The sequence below is a fragment of the Rhodococcus sp. SJ-2 genome (genome assembly GCF_053750035.1).
The window spans coordinates 1,598,781-1,613,379 of the sequence record NZ_CM132340.1; the positions used below are offsets into that span (position 1 = coordinate 1,598,781).

Sequence of the window (14,599 nt, forward strand, 5' to 3'; positions counted from 1 at the left end):
CGCCGTCAAGATGTCTTGGGCGCGAGCGCCTCCGCCATCCTCTCCGCTTGAGCGTTGCTTTCGAGCAGCTGCCGGACGAGCCACAGGCTCAGTACGCGGGTGACCGCCGCCGCGAGGTACACCGCCATACCGATCAATGTGATCGTCACGAAACCGATGCTCAACAGCTGGTACGAGAGCAGGTCGCGCGAATCCGACAGCGTCAGCGACGCGATGTACACGATGAAGGTGGCCACCGCACCGATGATCATCAGCGCCAGGCCGATGTACTTGCTCTTCGCCCCACCTGATCCGGCGCCGGCCGAATCAAGACCCAGCGACGAAACATCCTTCTTGAACTGTTCACGCCGTTCGTCGACGAGAGTCATGGTCATCCTCCTAGATAACTGGTAGACAGTGCTTCTTCGATCTCCGCCGGATCACCGGTGCGAACCACTCGACCCTGCAGCATCAGTGCGGCACTGGTCGCGATGGGAAGCACTGCCCGCGCAAACTGCTCCGCGACGAGAATCGAAACACCTTCGGCTGCGAGCTCACCGACGATGTCGTAGATCTGCGAGACGATTCGAGGGGCAAGGCCCATCGACAGTTCGTCGAGCAGCAGCACGGTCGGGTTGGTTCCCAACGCGCGCGACAGAGCGAGCATTTGCTGCTCGCCACCCGACATCGAGCCCGCGAGCTGGGTTCTCCGCTCACCGAGAATCGGGAATCGGGTGTACGCGACCTCTTCGAGATCGGGGAGCGAAACACCGGTTCCGGTAGCGATCCACAGGTTCTCCCGCACCGTCAGGTTCGGAAAGACCCCTCTCCCTTCCGGGATCGAGCAGACTCCCAGGCGTGCCAATTCTGCCGCGGACGCGCCGTTGACAACGCTTCCGGCGAGCCGGAACTCTCCCGAACCCACCGGATGAATCCCGGAGCACACCTTCAGCGTTGTCGTCTTACCACCGCCGTTGGGCCCGAGCAGCGCGACGACAGCTCCCGGTTCCACGACTATGTCGACGCCGTGGAGAACCTCGATCGATCCGTACGCCGCTCGCACATCGACGAGTTCGAGCAACGGTTCGGTGCTCATACCGCCTCCTCCTCGGTTCCGATGTACGCGTTGATCACTGCCTGATCGTTCTTGATCTCGTCCGGGTCGCCGCTGGCCAGAATCGCGCCGTAGTCGAGCACGTGGATCGTCGAGCACAGCTTCATCACCAGAGGGATGTCGTGTTCGACGAGGCAGATCGAAAGGCCTTGCTCTGCAAGACCGGTGAGCAGGTCGGCGAACTGGTCAGTTTCCTGCTCCGTCTGGCCGGATGCGGGCTCGTCGAGCAACAGAACCCGTGGGGACGTCATCAGCGCTCGCGCCACCTCCACCACGCGAGCACGTCCGGTGGGGATGTCGGAGACATCCTTGTCTGCAATATCGGCGAGTCCGGTGAGCTCGAGAAGCCGGTCCGTCTCGGATTCCACATCGATACGCGTCCGGGAATTGGCGTTGTGGATGTCGCCTGCCACGCGCAGGTTGTCCCGCACCGACAGCGACACGAACAGTTCGAGTCGCTGGAAGGTGCGGGCAAGGCCCTGCCTGGCGCGCTTGTACGGCGGCGCGGAGGTGATGTCGCGGCCATCGAGGAACACCTTGCCTGCCGTCGGCTTCTGTAGCCCCGTGATGGTGTTGAACAACGTGGTCTTGCCAGCACCGTTCGGGCCGATCAGTCCGGTGATCGTCCCGTTCGAAATCTGGATGCTCACATCTTTGACTGCTTTGTGACCACCGAATTGAACAGTGACACCTCGTGTTTCGAGGATCGGCGTGTCAGCCATTGGTGACCAGCTCCTTATCGCTCCGTGTGGGAGGCGTCGACAGGTACTCCGCGATGCCGAGTTCGCGGTCGATCTCGTCGCGCACCTGCTCGCTGTAGGGCTCGTCCACACCCACACGCTCCGGTACCAGTGGCTCACGGCGCTTCGCTTCCTCTGCTCCGAGTACGGCCTCGGGCATCAGCCATTGTCCGACGACAGGGAGCATGAACACCGTCGCGATGGTGATCGACGCAAACCACCAGTTGTCCAACACACCGACGAGCGCAAGGAGATACGAGACCAGTACCACGGCCGCTCCACCGGCCAGTACCGGCTTCGCGTTCGCGAGGGTGCGGTACCCCTCGATCACCTGGTGCACACTACCGCTGGGGTTGAGCGCAACGCCGATACCGATCAGCGCCGGGCTCACCGCGGCGATGTTGCCGAAGAACGTCCACATGTCGGCGTGCCCGGGCTGCGCCGTCGCGAGGTTCGCGAAGGTGGTCATGATGACCGCGAAACCGATACCCGACATCAGGCCGCCGAACAAGGCGCCCGAGACGTAGCCGATGCCCGCCACGACGGTGAGCATCAACAACGACAGGCTCACCATGATCGAGAAGCTCTCGTTCGACACCGACCCCATCGCGCTCGCCATGAAGAGTCCTCCGAGACCGGCGATGCCGGACGACAGCGCGAAGACGCCGAGTTTGAGCCGGACGAGGCTCTGCCCGAGCATCGCGGACGCCGCGGGGCTGTCCTTCATCGCGGCCAGACGCCGGCCGTAGCCACTGTTGCGCAGGGCGATCACGCCCACGCCGAGCACGGCGAAGAGGACCGTCATGGTCATGAGGAACACGGTCTCGTTGCGCAGATCGAGTGGTCCGACCTTCAATGGCGGGATCGCGATGTTGCCGTCGGTGAAGATCGAGAACTGGACACCGAAGAGTTCACGCTGGGTGGTGTCGCGTAGCACCATGTTCGACAGGAACACACCGAATGCCATGGTCGCCAATGCCAGATACAGGCCGCGGAGCCGCAGCGCAGGCAACGCGATCAAACCACCGATCACCGCCGCCGCGGCGACGCCGAGCGCCACGCCCCATAAATTGAGGTGGGCGGCGAGTCCGGCACCCGATATACCGAAGTGGAACGCGACGATCGTGGAGATCGCGCCGAACGACACCGGCGCGAGGTTCATCTCGCCTGCGTATCCGGTGAGAAGCGTCAACGACAGCGCGATGATCGCGAATGTCATACCGATCGTCATCGTCGTCACCGCCGAAGTCACCATGAGCAGGCGGATCGCGTAGACGATGATTACCAGCGCCACAGCCCACGCCACCGCCTTCCGTACCGACGGCACGTGGTAGCGCTCGCGGGTTCGGGTGACCGCGCCGCGCAGACGATCCTGAGGCAGCACGATCAGCACCACGAACAGCGCGATCATCGGCAGTGATACACGGAAATTCGACGTCCAGTTCCAGGAGGTCGGGAAGTACGCGAGTACGTAGGTGGCCGCCAGACCCAGGAAGATCGCTCCGGCGAACGTCCGAGGAATACTGCGCAGGCGACCGAACATCGCTGCGGCGAAAGCGTCGATGACGAGCAGCGTCAGCATGTTCGCTTCGAGAGTGCCGCCATTGATGGGGGTGATCAGGATGCCGGCGAGTACCGCGAGAGTCGATCCCAACACCCACGACAGCGCGGCGAGACGATCAGGGTCGTGTCCGTTGAGCCGCAACAGATCCGGATCGTCGACGACGCCACGCATCGCCACGCCCGTACGGGTCCGGGTGAACATGATGCGCAAGCCCACTGCGATGAGAATTGCGACGGCGATGCAGATCAGTTCGTGGTAGCGGATGCCGACGCCGAGGATCTCGATTCCGCTCTGGTCACCGAAGAACATCGCCATGGTGCGCGGTTCTTCCGGATGCCAGAACCAGTGCGAGATGGAGACCATGCCGAGAAGGATCGAGACGGTGACGACGATCTTCGTCACCTCGGCCGTGTCACGCATTCCGCGCATGATGACCGTGTAGAGGAACAGGCCCATGAGCGGGCCGAGGAGGCCGAGCACGATGAGTAGTGCCACGGGGGTGGGAAGGCCCCAGCCGACTTTGAACTGCCAATAGGCGAAGGCCCCGAGCATCGCCTGCGCGCCGTGCGCGAAGTTGAAGATGCCCGATGTGTTGTAGGTGAGAACAAGGCCCGATGCTGCGATCGCATATACCGATCCGAGCACCAATCCCAGAACTGTGAAGGTCAAGAAGGTGTCCATACGAAAACCTCTGCTCGTCGGTGCCGGCAGCGCGTACGCCGCCGGCACCGGTCGTCATCGGATCAGGAAACCGGCCTGATGATGTTGGGATTCAGGTACTTCGTTGCGATGCGGTCGGGGCCGAGCTCGGTTCCCCACGTGCTCGCGTCGGTGGCAACCAGGTAACGGTCGTCGCACTTGAAGGTGCCCGCCTCCGCAGGGAACGCCTGCGAGAACTCCGCACCTGTCATCGTGGTGACCAGGCCGCACTTGGCCGGCATGTTGGCACCCGGATCGGTCACCGCGTGCAGTCCGCCGCCGTCCCACTCGTGGATCTTCGACAGTTCGTCGACCATGCACTGGCGAGTCAGGTCCGAGCCGCATTCTTCCGCGGCGGTCGCCCACAGCAGGAACGACGAGGTCGCCTGCATGCCGAGCAGCGCGGTCTTACCGCCCTTCTCACTGATGATGTCGACGTAGTCCTTCACAGCAGGAACAGTGTCGGCGGACTCGATCATCTGGAAGGTCATACCGGCATTGAGGTTGTCGAGCAGACCGCCGTTCGCACCGTTCCACTCGCGCGCAGCGTCGCCGTACCAGGTGGCCTCACCCATGAGAATGGGATCGATTCCGACCTGGTCGAGAGCCTTGACGAAGTTGAACTCGGCGGGCACCGGCGACCTCGACGTCCACAGGCCCTTGACGCCGCATTCCTTGTACTTCTCGGCGAACGGGACGTAGCTGGACTCACCCTCGTAGTTGAGGGTCACGCCGCAGTCCTTCAGGCGGAAGCCCGCCGCCTCCGCGATCGAGCGGGTCTTGGTGGTCGAGGTGATGATCGTCGGCATCGTGGAATTGATGACGTCGAAGTCGTTCAGCATGTCGGGGTGCATTTCGGCCATCTGGAACCACTGCGACCCGTTGGCGAAGTCCACAGGGAACGGCACACCTTGGAAGGTCATCGGCCCGTTCGCCGCATCCGGCGAGACAGTGAACGCCGGGACCGCCGCAAGGTTGCAGGCGACACGGGTCTGCTCGGACGTCTGATCCATAGCGAAACCGTGCCCGACCAGCATGAACTCGGCGCCGCAGGCGTTCTGCATGACGGCGTTCGCCTGAGTCATCGCGCCGTCGTAGTAGGTGCCCACGATTTGCCGACCGTTGATGCCGCCCTGCTCGTTGCACCAGTCGATCATCGCGGAAACAGCGTCGCCCATCTCCTTGTTCAGGCCCGGGCTCTTGGTGTAGCCGCTGTCGTCGCCGTAGCCGATACGGATTTCCGTGTCGGTGACGCCCTGATCGGTCGATCCGGCGGCATCTCCTGCACCACAGGGGGACTCGAGAGTTCCGAACTTCACTTCCGACGGCGCGGACGCCGCTTCCGCAGCGGCGACCGGGGCCATGCCGGCAGCAGCCGGATCCGTCCCTCGATCCGACGCACAGGCCGAGGTCACCGCCATGGTGGCGGCCAAACCTGCCACCAGTTTGGCCGCAGTACTTCGTTTCACGATGTGGAGCTCCTTCGTCCGGGGCGCGCGCCGAGAATGGCGAGGATCGGGACCTCGCGGCGGCATGTCGGTGCGGCGAAAGTAACCAGCGTCATGCAACGGACATCCCGGACTCCCGGTGAGTGAGACTCCGAAGTGATCGTCACCACAGCCCACTCCCGGTCAGTGGTAGCGATCACGCCATACTGGACACCGAGCGTGAGATCGTCGCTCCGCAAAAGTTGCTCAACCCCCACGGCGACACCAACGAAAGGCGATCGAAGTGACAGCACCAGCGGACGTCCAACAGATGCTGCAGAAGGTCGTATCCCAGCTGACAGGACCGGGCGGACGGTTCGAGATCGCTGTGGAGGAAGTTCGTGGTAATCGCATCCCGGTGATGGTCAATCGCGACCGGCGCATCAGCGATGTGATCGCGAAGTCGAAGGAGTGGGGCGACCGCGACTACATCGTCACGGCAGATCGACGCATGACCTTCGCGCAGCACGCCGACGCGGTCGCTGCGCTGGCCACAACCCTGCGCGACGACTACGGCGTGGGCAAGGGCGATCGTGTCGCACTCCTCGGAGCCAATTCTCCCGAGTGGATCGTCGCGTTCTGGGCGGCACAGGCCCTCGGCGCGATCTCTGTCGGGCTCAACTCGTGGTGGGTGCCCGCCGAGATCGCCTACGGTGTCGACCTCGTGAAACCGAAGGTGATCGTCGCCGACGCCAAACGCGCCGCGTTGCTCGCCAAGGCGGAAGTGTCCGGGTTCGAGCTGCTCTCGATGGAAGAGGACGTGCCTCGCATCGTCGCCGCGGCATCCGGCGCCGAACTCCCGGCAGCCGACGTCGCCGAAGACGATCCCGCCGTCATTCTGTTCACCAGCGGCACGAGCGGCCGGCCCAAGGGCGCCGTGCACTCCCAGCGGAATCTGCTCGCCGTCATCGACTACCACCGTTTCAACGATGCGATGATGTCGGCCATGTACGGGCGCCCGTACGACGATTCCACGCCGAGCGACCTCCGCTACCTTCTGACGTCGCCGCTGTTCCACATCGCGAGCCTCCACAACCTCGCTGTTCCCCGGCTCGCCACGGGTAGCGCTCTCGTCATGACCGAGGGCGCCTTCGACGTCGACAAGGTCTTCTCCCTGATCGAACGCGAAAAGGTCACCAACTGGGGCGCCGTCCCGACCATGGCGTCACGCATGCTCGACCATGAGAACACCGACAAGTACGACCTGTCGTCACTGAGTGCATTCGCGCTGGCATCGGCGCCGTCGTCGCCTGCCTTCAAGAAGCGGCTGCAGGAGAAGTTCCCCTTCGCTCAGCAAGCACTGGTGGACAGCTACGGCCTGACCGAGTGCAGCACCGCCATCGCAGTGGCAACCGCACCCGAGATCGAAGCGTTTCCCGGCACGCTCGGCAGTCCGATCCTCACGGTGAGCATGGAGATCCGCGACCCGTTCGGCGAGAAGGTCGACGAGGGTGTCGAGGGTGAGATCTGTGTCCGCAGCCCGTTCGTGATGCTCGGCTACTGGGACAACGACGCCGCCACCGCGTCCGCAATCACTGCCGATGGCTGGCTGCGCACCGGCGACTTCGGAACGCTGGAGAACGGCCGTCTCCGGTTGACCGGCCGACGCTCGGATCTGATCCTGCGTGGCGGCGAGAACGTGTACCCGACCGAGATCGAGCAGGCCCTCGACGAGCATCCCGATGTCCAGGAATGCGCGGTCATCGGTGTCGACGACAACGACCTCGGACAGGAGGTCGGTGCGGTGGTTGTGCTTCACGCAGGCAGCAATGCCACCGAAGACGATCTTCGGGACTTCCTGAAGGAACGTCTGGCCTACTTCAAGGTCCCGAAGACCTGGAGGGTCACACAAGATCTGCTGCCGCGTAACGCAACCGGAAAGATCATTCGGCGCGACCTCAGCGTCTGAAATCGGTCGGGTCGCACCACCGAACGTCTTCACAAGAGAAAAAGGCAGATACAGAACTCCGGAAGGTCTGTATCTGCCTTTTCCCGTTGTATCGGGCGGGCGCTGCTATCCCAGGCCGAACAGTGCGGCGGCGTTGTCGTGGCACACCTGACGTACCCACGCGGAATCCGGCGCGAACCGCTCGATCACCTCGAGTTGGTGGAGGTAGCCGTACGGAATGTTGGGGAAGTCGGTGCCGAGAAGAATCCGCGACCGCAAGGCATCGAGCCTGGGCAGTGCCGCCTCCGGAAACGGCATGTCCGCTTCCACGAAGTCCGTGAACGCCATCGTCGTGTCGAGGTACACGCGCGGGTATTCGTCCGCGAGGTCGAGAAATGCCTCGTACTCCGGCATCCCCATGTGGGCGATGATCACTGCCAGGTTCGGGTATCGGCGCATCAGTTCGGCCATCGGTCCCGGTCCGGTGTGGGTGCCGGGCGCCGGCCCCGACCCGCAATGCACCACGATCGGTAGCCCTTCGTCCTCGAGCAGGCCCCACACGTCCTCCAGCTGCGGATCGAGTGGTGTGTAGTCGCCGACCTGGATGTGGGATTTGAACACGACCGCACCCGACGAGATCGCATCGGCAACATAGGATGCCGCGCCGTCCTCGGGATAGAACGTTGCGGTGTGCAGGCAGTCCGGGGTGCGGGCGGCGAAATCGGCCGACCACGCATTGAGCCACGCCGCCATCTCAGGACGATGCGGGTAGAGCATCGACGTGAAGTACCGGACACCGAACGCGCGCAGTCGCTCGACGCGCTCCTCCTCGGTGTGCCGGTAGGTGATGGGCCAGGTCCGTCCGACGAGCGGCCCTGCCGTGTCGAAGTACTCCCAGACCTTGTCCATCACGTTCTTCGGCATGAAGTGCGTGTGGACATCGATGAGCTCATCGATGCCGTGCCGCCGACGGAACTGCGCAATTTCCTCGACCTCGTTCACTCAGCGACCGTACCGCGGTGGTTGAGGCTTCCGCCCGCGCACCCACCACCGGCCGAAAGCACGAGTTCAGGGGCGGATCCGAAGCCGGACTAGCAAAGTTTCTGGGTTAGGTTATGCTAACCGTTTTATAAGGTGTCCCAAAGGCCTTACCCAACCCTTTGTAAGCAAGCAGCAAGGAAGTTTGATGAACGCATCCCGCCTGTACCGAGGTGCCGTCCTCGGCACACTGGCTGCCCTGGCCCTGACTGCATGTTCGAGTGATCCCGCCACCGAGACCACCGACGATGCCGCAACCACCATCACGGTGGAGGACAACTTCGGCACACAGACGGTCACCGTGCCCCCGCAGTCCGTGGTCGCCACCGACAACAGCACGTTCGAGACCCTCGACACGTGGGGCATCCCTCTCACCGCAGGCGCAGTCACCCTGATGCCGGACACGATCTCCTACACGGAGGACGAGAGCATCATCGATCTCGGCTCCCACCGGGAGCCCAACCTCGAAGCCGTCGTCGCCGTCGAACCCGACCTGATCATCAACGGCGGCCGCTACGGGCAGTACCGCGAGAAGTTCCAGGAACTCGCACCGGACGCGACCATCGTCGAGGTCGCTCCTCGCGACGATGAGGCGTTCGACACCGAGCTCAAGCGCGGCGTCACGGTCCTCGGTGAGATCTTCTCGAAGCAGGACGAGGCACAGGCACTGAGCGATGCGTTCGACGAGTCGATCGCGCGGGTCAAGGCCGCCTACTCTCCCGAGCAGAGCGTCATGGGCCTGATCGTCTCCGGCGGCGAAATCGGTTATGTCGCCCCGAGCACCGGCCGCACCATCGGTCCCATGTTCGACATCTTCGGTCTCACCCCTGCGCTCGAAGTTCCCGAAGGAACCGACGACCACCAGGGCGACGACATCTCCGTGGAGGCCATCGCCGCCTCCAACCCGGGCCTGATCATCGTCATGGATCGCGACGCCGCTGTCGCCTCGGATGAGGCCGGCTACCAGCCCGCCGCGACCGTGCTCGAGAACTCCCCCGCACTGCAGAACGTGCCTGCGGTCCAGGAAGGCAACATCATCTACCTGCCCGCCGACACCTACACCAACGAGAGCATCCAGACGTACACGGAATTCTTCAACTCGCTTGCGGACCTGCTCGAGAAGAACGCGGCACCGAGCACAGAGAACAACTGAGTCACAGCGTCGAACGCCGTGTGCCCGGCCCGCGGCCGGGCACACGGCCGACGTGATTACAGAGCAGAGAACGACATGACCACGCAAGCTCCACTCGCCCGGACTCGGGACACGCTCTTCGACTGGAAACTCCTCCTGGGCTTCCTCGGGGTCGGCGTCCTGCTGATCGCGTCGCTGTTCACCGGTGTGTTCGACATCTTCGGCGGCGACTTCGGCTGGGAGATGTTCAGCATCACCCGGATCCCCCGCACGATAGCGCTGGTACTGGCCGGTGCGGCGATGGCGATGTCCGGCCTCGTCATGCAGCTGCTCACTCAGAACCGCTTCGTCGAACCGACCACCACCGGCACCACCGAGTGGGCGAGCCTGGGCCTGTTGATCATGCTCATCGTCTTCCCCACCGCGGGCCTCATGCCCAGGATGATCGGCGCCATCGTCGCCGCCTTCATCGGAACGATGGTCTTCTTCCTGTTCCTGCGGCGGGTGCAATTGTCGTCGTCGCTGATCGTCCCCATCGTCGGCATCATGCTCGGTGCTGTCGTCGGGTCCATCACCACCTACATCGCCCTCGCCACCGACAAACTTCAGAGCCTGGGCATCTGGTTCGCCGGGAGTTTCACGTCCATCATCAAGGGCCAGTACGAAGTGCTCTGGATCGTCGCCATCGTCGCGTTGCTCGTGTTCGTCGTAGCCGATCGGTTCACCGTCGCCGGTCTCGGTGAGGACGTGGCCACAAACGTCGGACTGAACTACAACCGCATCATCCTGCTGGGAACAGGGCTCATCGCCATCGCCACCGGAGTCGTGACGGTCGTGGTGGGTGCCCTTCCGTTCCTCGGGCTCATCGTCCCCAACATCGTCTCGATGTTCCGCGGCGACGACCTGCGCAGCAACCTCCCCTGGGTGTGCCTGCTCGGCATCGCCATCGTCACCGTGTGCGACCTGATCGGGCGCACGATCATCATGCCGTTCGAGATCCCCGTGTCTTTGATCCTCGGCGTCGTCGGTTCCGTCGTCTTCATCTCTCTGCTTCTCCGGAGCCGCCGCAATGCCTGAGACAACCGTCGAATCGATCGCTCCTGTCACCGCCCCCGTCCCCTCGGTCGAGTCCGGGCACACCGGTTCCGGAGCATTCGCGACCGCGCGGCAGCAACGTCGCTACTGGATCCTCGTAGGCGCCCTCGCAATTCTCTCGGTTCTGATCGCCGTGGGCATCGTGACCTGGAACAACCCTGTTCCGTTCGGGACCGCCGGATACTGGCGGATCACGCAGATGCGTGCGGGCAGCCTCCTCGTGATCGCGCTCGTCGTCGTGTGTCAGGCCGTCGCGACGGTGTCGTTCCAATCTGCCACCAACAACCGCATCATCACGCCGTCGATCATGGGGTTCGAAGCCCTCTACGTCGCGATCCAGACCGCCGCCGTCTTCTTCCTCGGCGCGGTAGGGGTGACGCTGTTCCAGGGGGTCGCGCAGTTCGCCCTGATGGTGGTGCTCATGGTGGGCTTCTCCCTGATGCTCTACGGCTGGCTGCTGTCCGGTAAGTACGCAAACCTGCAGGTGATGCTGCTCGTCGGCATTGTCCTCGGTGGCGGTCTCGGCTCCGTGGCGACGTTCATGCAACGCATGCTCACCCCCAGCGAGTTCGACATCCTCACCGCCAAACTGTTCGGGTCGGTGTCCAATGCGGATTCGTCCTACCTCCCTCTGGCGGTCCCGCTGTGCGTCGTGTCGGCAGCGATCCTGTGGTGGCGTGCGCGCAGGCTCGACATCATCGCGTTGGGCAAGGACGTGACCACGAACCTCGGCCTGAACCATCGCCGCGAGATCATCCTCATCCTGTTTCTCGTGTCGGTGCTCATGGCAACCACAACCGCGCTGGTCGGTCCCCTGACATTCCTCGGGTTCCTCGTCGCCACGCTGGCCTATCAGTTCGCGACCACCCATGAGCATCGCTACGTGTTCCCGGTGGCGATCCTGACCGGGTTCGTCATCCTCGGCGGTGCCTATTTCGTGCTCAAGAACATCTTCTACGCCGAGGGCGCCGTGTCCATCATCATCGAGGCCGTCGGCGGTTCGGCCTTCCTCTACGTGATTCTCCGGAAGGGCAGATTGTGATCGAGATCAAGGGACTCCGTAAGGAGTACAGCAGCACGGTCACGATCGGCGAGATCGACCTCACAATCCCCAAAGGCGGCATCACCGCCCTGGTCGGGCCCAATGGCGCAGGCAAGTCGACGATGCTGACGATCGTGGGACGGTTGCTCGGTGCCGACGCCGGAACCATCGAGATCGCCGGTTACGACGTTTCGAGCACCAAGTCGAAAGACCTCGCGAAGATCGTCTCGGTGCTCCGCCAGGAGAACCATTTCGTCACCCGGTTGACGGTTCGTCAGCTCGTCGGCTTCGGTCGCTTCCCGCATTCGAAGGGCCGCCTCACCCGCAAGGACGAGGAGGCCATCACCCAGGCCATCGAGTTCTTCGGACTCACCGACCTCGAACACCGCTACCTGGATCAGCTCTCCGGCGGGCAGCGGCAGCGCGCCTACGTGGCCATGGTGCTGTGCCAGGACACCGACTACATCCTGCTCGACGAACCGCTGAACAACCTGGACATGAAGCACTCGGTCCAGATGATGCAGCACCTCCACAAAGTCGCAGTCGAGCTCGGGCGCACCGTGGTCATCGTGCTCCACGACATCAACTTCGCCGGCCACTACGCCGACCGGATCTGCGCCATGAAGGACGGCAAGGTCGTCGAGTTCGGAACCCCCGACGAGATCCTGGTGGACGAGGTCCTCACCGGTGTGTTCGACACCCCCGTCACCTGTGTCGACGGGCCGAACGGCCGCCTCGCCGTGTACTACTGATCCGGAGCGGTTCACCGACTCAGAACAGCGTCATCTCGACGTCGGCGGCGGGGGCCGTCTTCTTGGGCTTGACCACGGCAGGCGCGACCGTCGGCACCTCGATCGGGCCCGGTCGGGCCGCGGCCTCTCGCGCAGCCTCACCGGCAAGCTTGTCGGCGACCTCGTTGAAGTGGTTGCCGACGTGCCCACGCACCCAACGGAAGCGCACCGGACCCTTACGCTCGGAGATCTCCCGGTCGATGTCGCGAACCAGGTCGAGGTTCTTCACCGGGGCGCCGGCTGCTGTCTTCCAGCCCTTGCGCTTCCAGCCGGGCAGCCACTCGGACGCGCACTTGATCGCGTACTGGGAATCGGATTCGATGAGCAACGGGTCCGGCCCTGGATGAGCACGGAGCGCTTCGAGCAGCGCCCGCAGCTCCGCGATCTGATTGGTACCGGAGCGATCACCACCCGACGCGCTGGGGCCTTCGTGATTGACCCACGCCCACCCGATAGCGCCACCGGGATTGCGCAAGCAGGATCCGTCGGTGCTCACGATGATCATGCGCGAACCATAGCCTTTCCCTCCGACACCGTCTAAACCCGAGTTTCGTTCACGGGCGTACGGTGATTCGGTGCCCGCGTCCACGTTCACCATGGACACCCGTATAAGAGTGCCATGGCCGGTCGACCTCGTGTCGACCCTCCGACCTCTCCAGCGTGGCGCGTGGGATCCATGTCACCGCACCGACGGCACCGCGGTGTGGCGGGTGTCGCGAATGGAATCCGGGCCGGTGACCTACCGCCTGACCCAGGACGGCCCAAATGGAGCACGCGCCCAACTGTGGGGACCGGGTTCGGCCGAACTGCAGGAACAACTCCCCGCCCTGCTCGGTGCGCACGACGACCCGTCCGGCTTCGCACCCGAGCATCCCGCGCTCGTCGAAGCCCACCGGCGACTCCCCGCACTGCGGATCACACGCACCGGACGCGTCTTCGAAGCGCTCGTCCCTGCCGTCCTCGAACAACGAGTGCACGGCGTAGCCGCGTTCGCATCGTGGCGTCGTCTCGTCACCCGTTTCGGCGACCAGGCACCAGGCCCCGCACCGGCGGGTATGCGCGTGCCACCGAGCGCGCAGGTGTGGCGCCGCGTCCCATCGTGGGAGTTCCACAAGGCAAACGTCGACCCGGCCCGGGCCCGCACGATCGTGCGGTGCGCGCAGCTCGCCGACCGCCTGGAACGCCTGTGCGACGACGCGCCGGACCGAGCTCAGCAGAAACTACGGACGCTTCCGGGGATCGGGGTGTGGACTGCTGCCGAGATCGCGCAGCGCGCATTCGGCGACGCAGACGCCCTCTCCGTGGGTGACTATCACCTGTCGAACGTCATCGGCTGGTCGCTGCTCGGAGAACCTCTCGACGACGCGGGAATGGTCGAATATCTCGAACCGCTACGCCCTCATCGCTATCGAGCGGTGCGCTTGATCACCGAATCCGGCGGGTACTCCCGAATCCCGAAACGCGGACCCAGAACGGCGATCACCGATCACCGCGGACGCTGAGCGTGGCGCACCGCACGAAACTCGCTTCACGGACATGGCCGAACGTAGACTCCGTCGCATGCCCGCCACCGATGCCCCAACCGGTCCGGCCCGACTCGAGCTCCTTCCGAGCTTCCTTCTCAGTCAGGCTGCGCGACACGTCCACCGGGTCGTGTTCGACCGGCTCGACGCCTCCGATGCTCGCGGACACCACTACCGCGTCCTCGCCGCGCTCGACGAGTACGGGCCGTCCAGCCAGGTCGAGTTGGGACGCCGGTGCGGTCTGGATCGCAGCGACGTCGTGTCCGTTCTCGACGAACTGGTCGATCGTCATTTCGTCGAACGTGCTCCCGATCCGAGCGACGGACGCCGGAACATCATCAGTCTCACCCGTCGAGGGCGGAACCGGCACTTCGACCTCCAGCTCACGCTCACCGCAGTACAGGACGTGGCGTTCGCCCCACTCGATGCGGACGAACGCGCCCAGCTGGCTGCGATGCTCACCAAGCTGGTGGGGCATCACACCCGCAACGACTGAATCGTTCGACC

At 64.0% G+C, this 14,599-nt stretch carries 14 protein-coding genes; 7 read left to right on the forward strand and 7 right to left on the reverse strand.

Annotated elements, in window-relative coordinates; translation table 11 throughout:
- Window positions 1–5: 5 nt before the first annotated feature.
- From ACSYG9_RS07330 to ACSYG9_RS07350, 5 genes are all read right to left on the reverse strand, one after another.
- Window positions 6–368, reverse strand: coding sequence for a hypothetical protein (locus ACSYG9_RS07330; RefSeq protein ID WP_374229866.1), 363 nt, complete (start codon window positions 366–368; stop codon window positions 6–8).
- Between the two features lie 2 nt (window positions 369–370).
- Window positions 371–1,075, reverse strand: a complete 705-nt coding sequence (locus tag ACSYG9_RS07335) for an ATP-binding cassette domain-containing protein (protein WP_440126529.1) — start codon at window positions 1,073–1,075, stop codon at window positions 371–373.
- Window positions 1,072–1,815 carry an ATP-binding cassette domain-containing protein gene (locus ACSYG9_RS07340; protein ID WP_440126530.1) on the reverse strand — a complete coding sequence of 248 codons (744 nt, stop codon included), beginning with the start codon at window positions 1,813–1,815 and terminating at the stop codon, window positions 1,072–1,074. Before ACSYG9_RS07340 ends, ACSYG9_RS07335 begins: the two co-directional genes overlap by 4 nt.
- Window positions 1,808–4,078: an ABC transporter permease gene (locus tag ACSYG9_RS07345; protein ID WP_454841864.1), complete on the reverse strand. Its 2,271-nt coding sequence runs from the start codon at window positions 4,076–4,078 to the stop codon at window positions 1,808–1,810. Before ACSYG9_RS07345 ends, ACSYG9_RS07340 begins: the two co-directional genes overlap by 8 nt.
- 62 nt (window positions 4,079–4,140) lie before the next feature.
- Complete coding sequence (locus ACSYG9_RS07350) at window positions 4,141–5,565, reverse strand: ABC transporter substrate-binding protein (RefSeq protein WP_440126532.1); 1,425 nt, start codon at window positions 5,563–5,565, stop codon at window positions 4,141–4,143.
- A gap of 262 nt (window positions 5,566–5,827) precedes the next feature.
- Here ACSYG9_RS07350 and ACSYG9_RS07355 point away from each other — a divergent pair, with 262 nt between their 5' ends.
- Window positions 5,828–7,492, forward strand: coding sequence for a class I adenylate-forming enzyme family protein (locus tag ACSYG9_RS07355; RefSeq protein ID WP_454841866.1), 1,665 nt, complete (start codon window positions 5,828–5,830; stop codon window positions 7,490–7,492).
- A gap of 105 nt (window positions 7,493–7,597) precedes the next feature.
- Here ACSYG9_RS07355 and ACSYG9_RS07360 read toward each other — a convergent pair whose 3' ends face one another.
- Window positions 7,598–8,473, reverse strand: coding sequence for an amidohydrolase family protein (locus ACSYG9_RS07360; RefSeq protein WP_440126534.1), 876 nt, complete (start codon window positions 8,471–8,473; stop codon window positions 7,598–7,600).
- A 184-nt stretch (window positions 8,474–8,657) separates the two neighbouring features.
- Between ACSYG9_RS07360 and ACSYG9_RS07365 the strand changes: the two genes are divergently transcribed.
- The 4 genes from ACSYG9_RS07365 (at window position 8,658) to ACSYG9_RS07380 (ending at window position 12,530) form a co-directional block, all read left to right on the forward strand.
- Window positions 8,658–9,662 (forward strand): ABC transporter substrate-binding protein, encoded by a 1,005-nt coding sequence (locus tag ACSYG9_RS07365; protein WP_440126535.1) that lies wholly within the window; start codon window positions 8,658–8,660, stop codon window positions 9,660–9,662.
- 75 nt (window positions 9,663–9,737) lie between these two features.
- On the forward strand, window positions 9,738–10,718 hold the full coding sequence (locus ACSYG9_RS07370) for an ABC transporter permease (RefSeq protein ID WP_454841869.1): 981 nt from the start codon (window positions 9,738–9,740) through the stop codon (window positions 10,716–10,718).
- Window positions 10,711–11,778: an iron chelate uptake ABC transporter family permease subunit gene (locus ACSYG9_RS07375; protein WP_454841871.1), complete on the forward strand. Its 1,068-nt coding sequence runs from the start codon at window positions 10,711–10,713 to the stop codon at window positions 11,776–11,778. The genes ACSYG9_RS07370 and ACSYG9_RS07375 overlap by 8 nt, the downstream gene beginning before the upstream one ends.
- Window positions 11,775–12,530, forward strand: coding sequence for an ATP-binding cassette domain-containing protein (locus tag ACSYG9_RS07380; RefSeq protein WP_440126538.1), 756 nt, complete (start codon window positions 11,775–11,777; stop codon window positions 12,528–12,530). Before ACSYG9_RS07375 ends, ACSYG9_RS07380 begins: the two co-directional genes overlap by 4 nt.
- Window positions 12,531–12,549: 19 nt before the next feature.
- On the opposite strand, the gene ACSYG9_RS07385 is transcribed toward ACSYG9_RS07380, so the two are convergent.
- Complete coding sequence (locus ACSYG9_RS07385; RefSeq protein WP_440126539.1) at window positions 12,550–13,074, reverse strand: RNase H family protein; 525 nt, start codon at window positions 13,072–13,074, stop codon at window positions 12,550–12,552.
- 91 nt (window positions 13,075–13,165) lie between these two features.
- Between ACSYG9_RS07385 and ACSYG9_RS07390 the strand changes: the two genes are divergently transcribed.
- Window positions 13,166–14,071 (forward strand): DNA-3-methyladenine glycosylase family protein, encoded by a 906-nt coding sequence (locus ACSYG9_RS07390; protein WP_454842911.1) that lies wholly within the window; start codon window positions 13,166–13,168, stop codon window positions 14,069–14,071.
- 58 nt (window positions 14,072–14,129) lie between these two features.
- Complete coding sequence (locus tag ACSYG9_RS07395; RefSeq protein ID WP_440126540.1) at window positions 14,130–14,588, forward strand: MarR family transcriptional regulator; 459 nt, start codon at window positions 14,130–14,132, stop codon at window positions 14,586–14,588.
- Window positions 14,589–14,599: the final 11 nt, after the last annotated feature.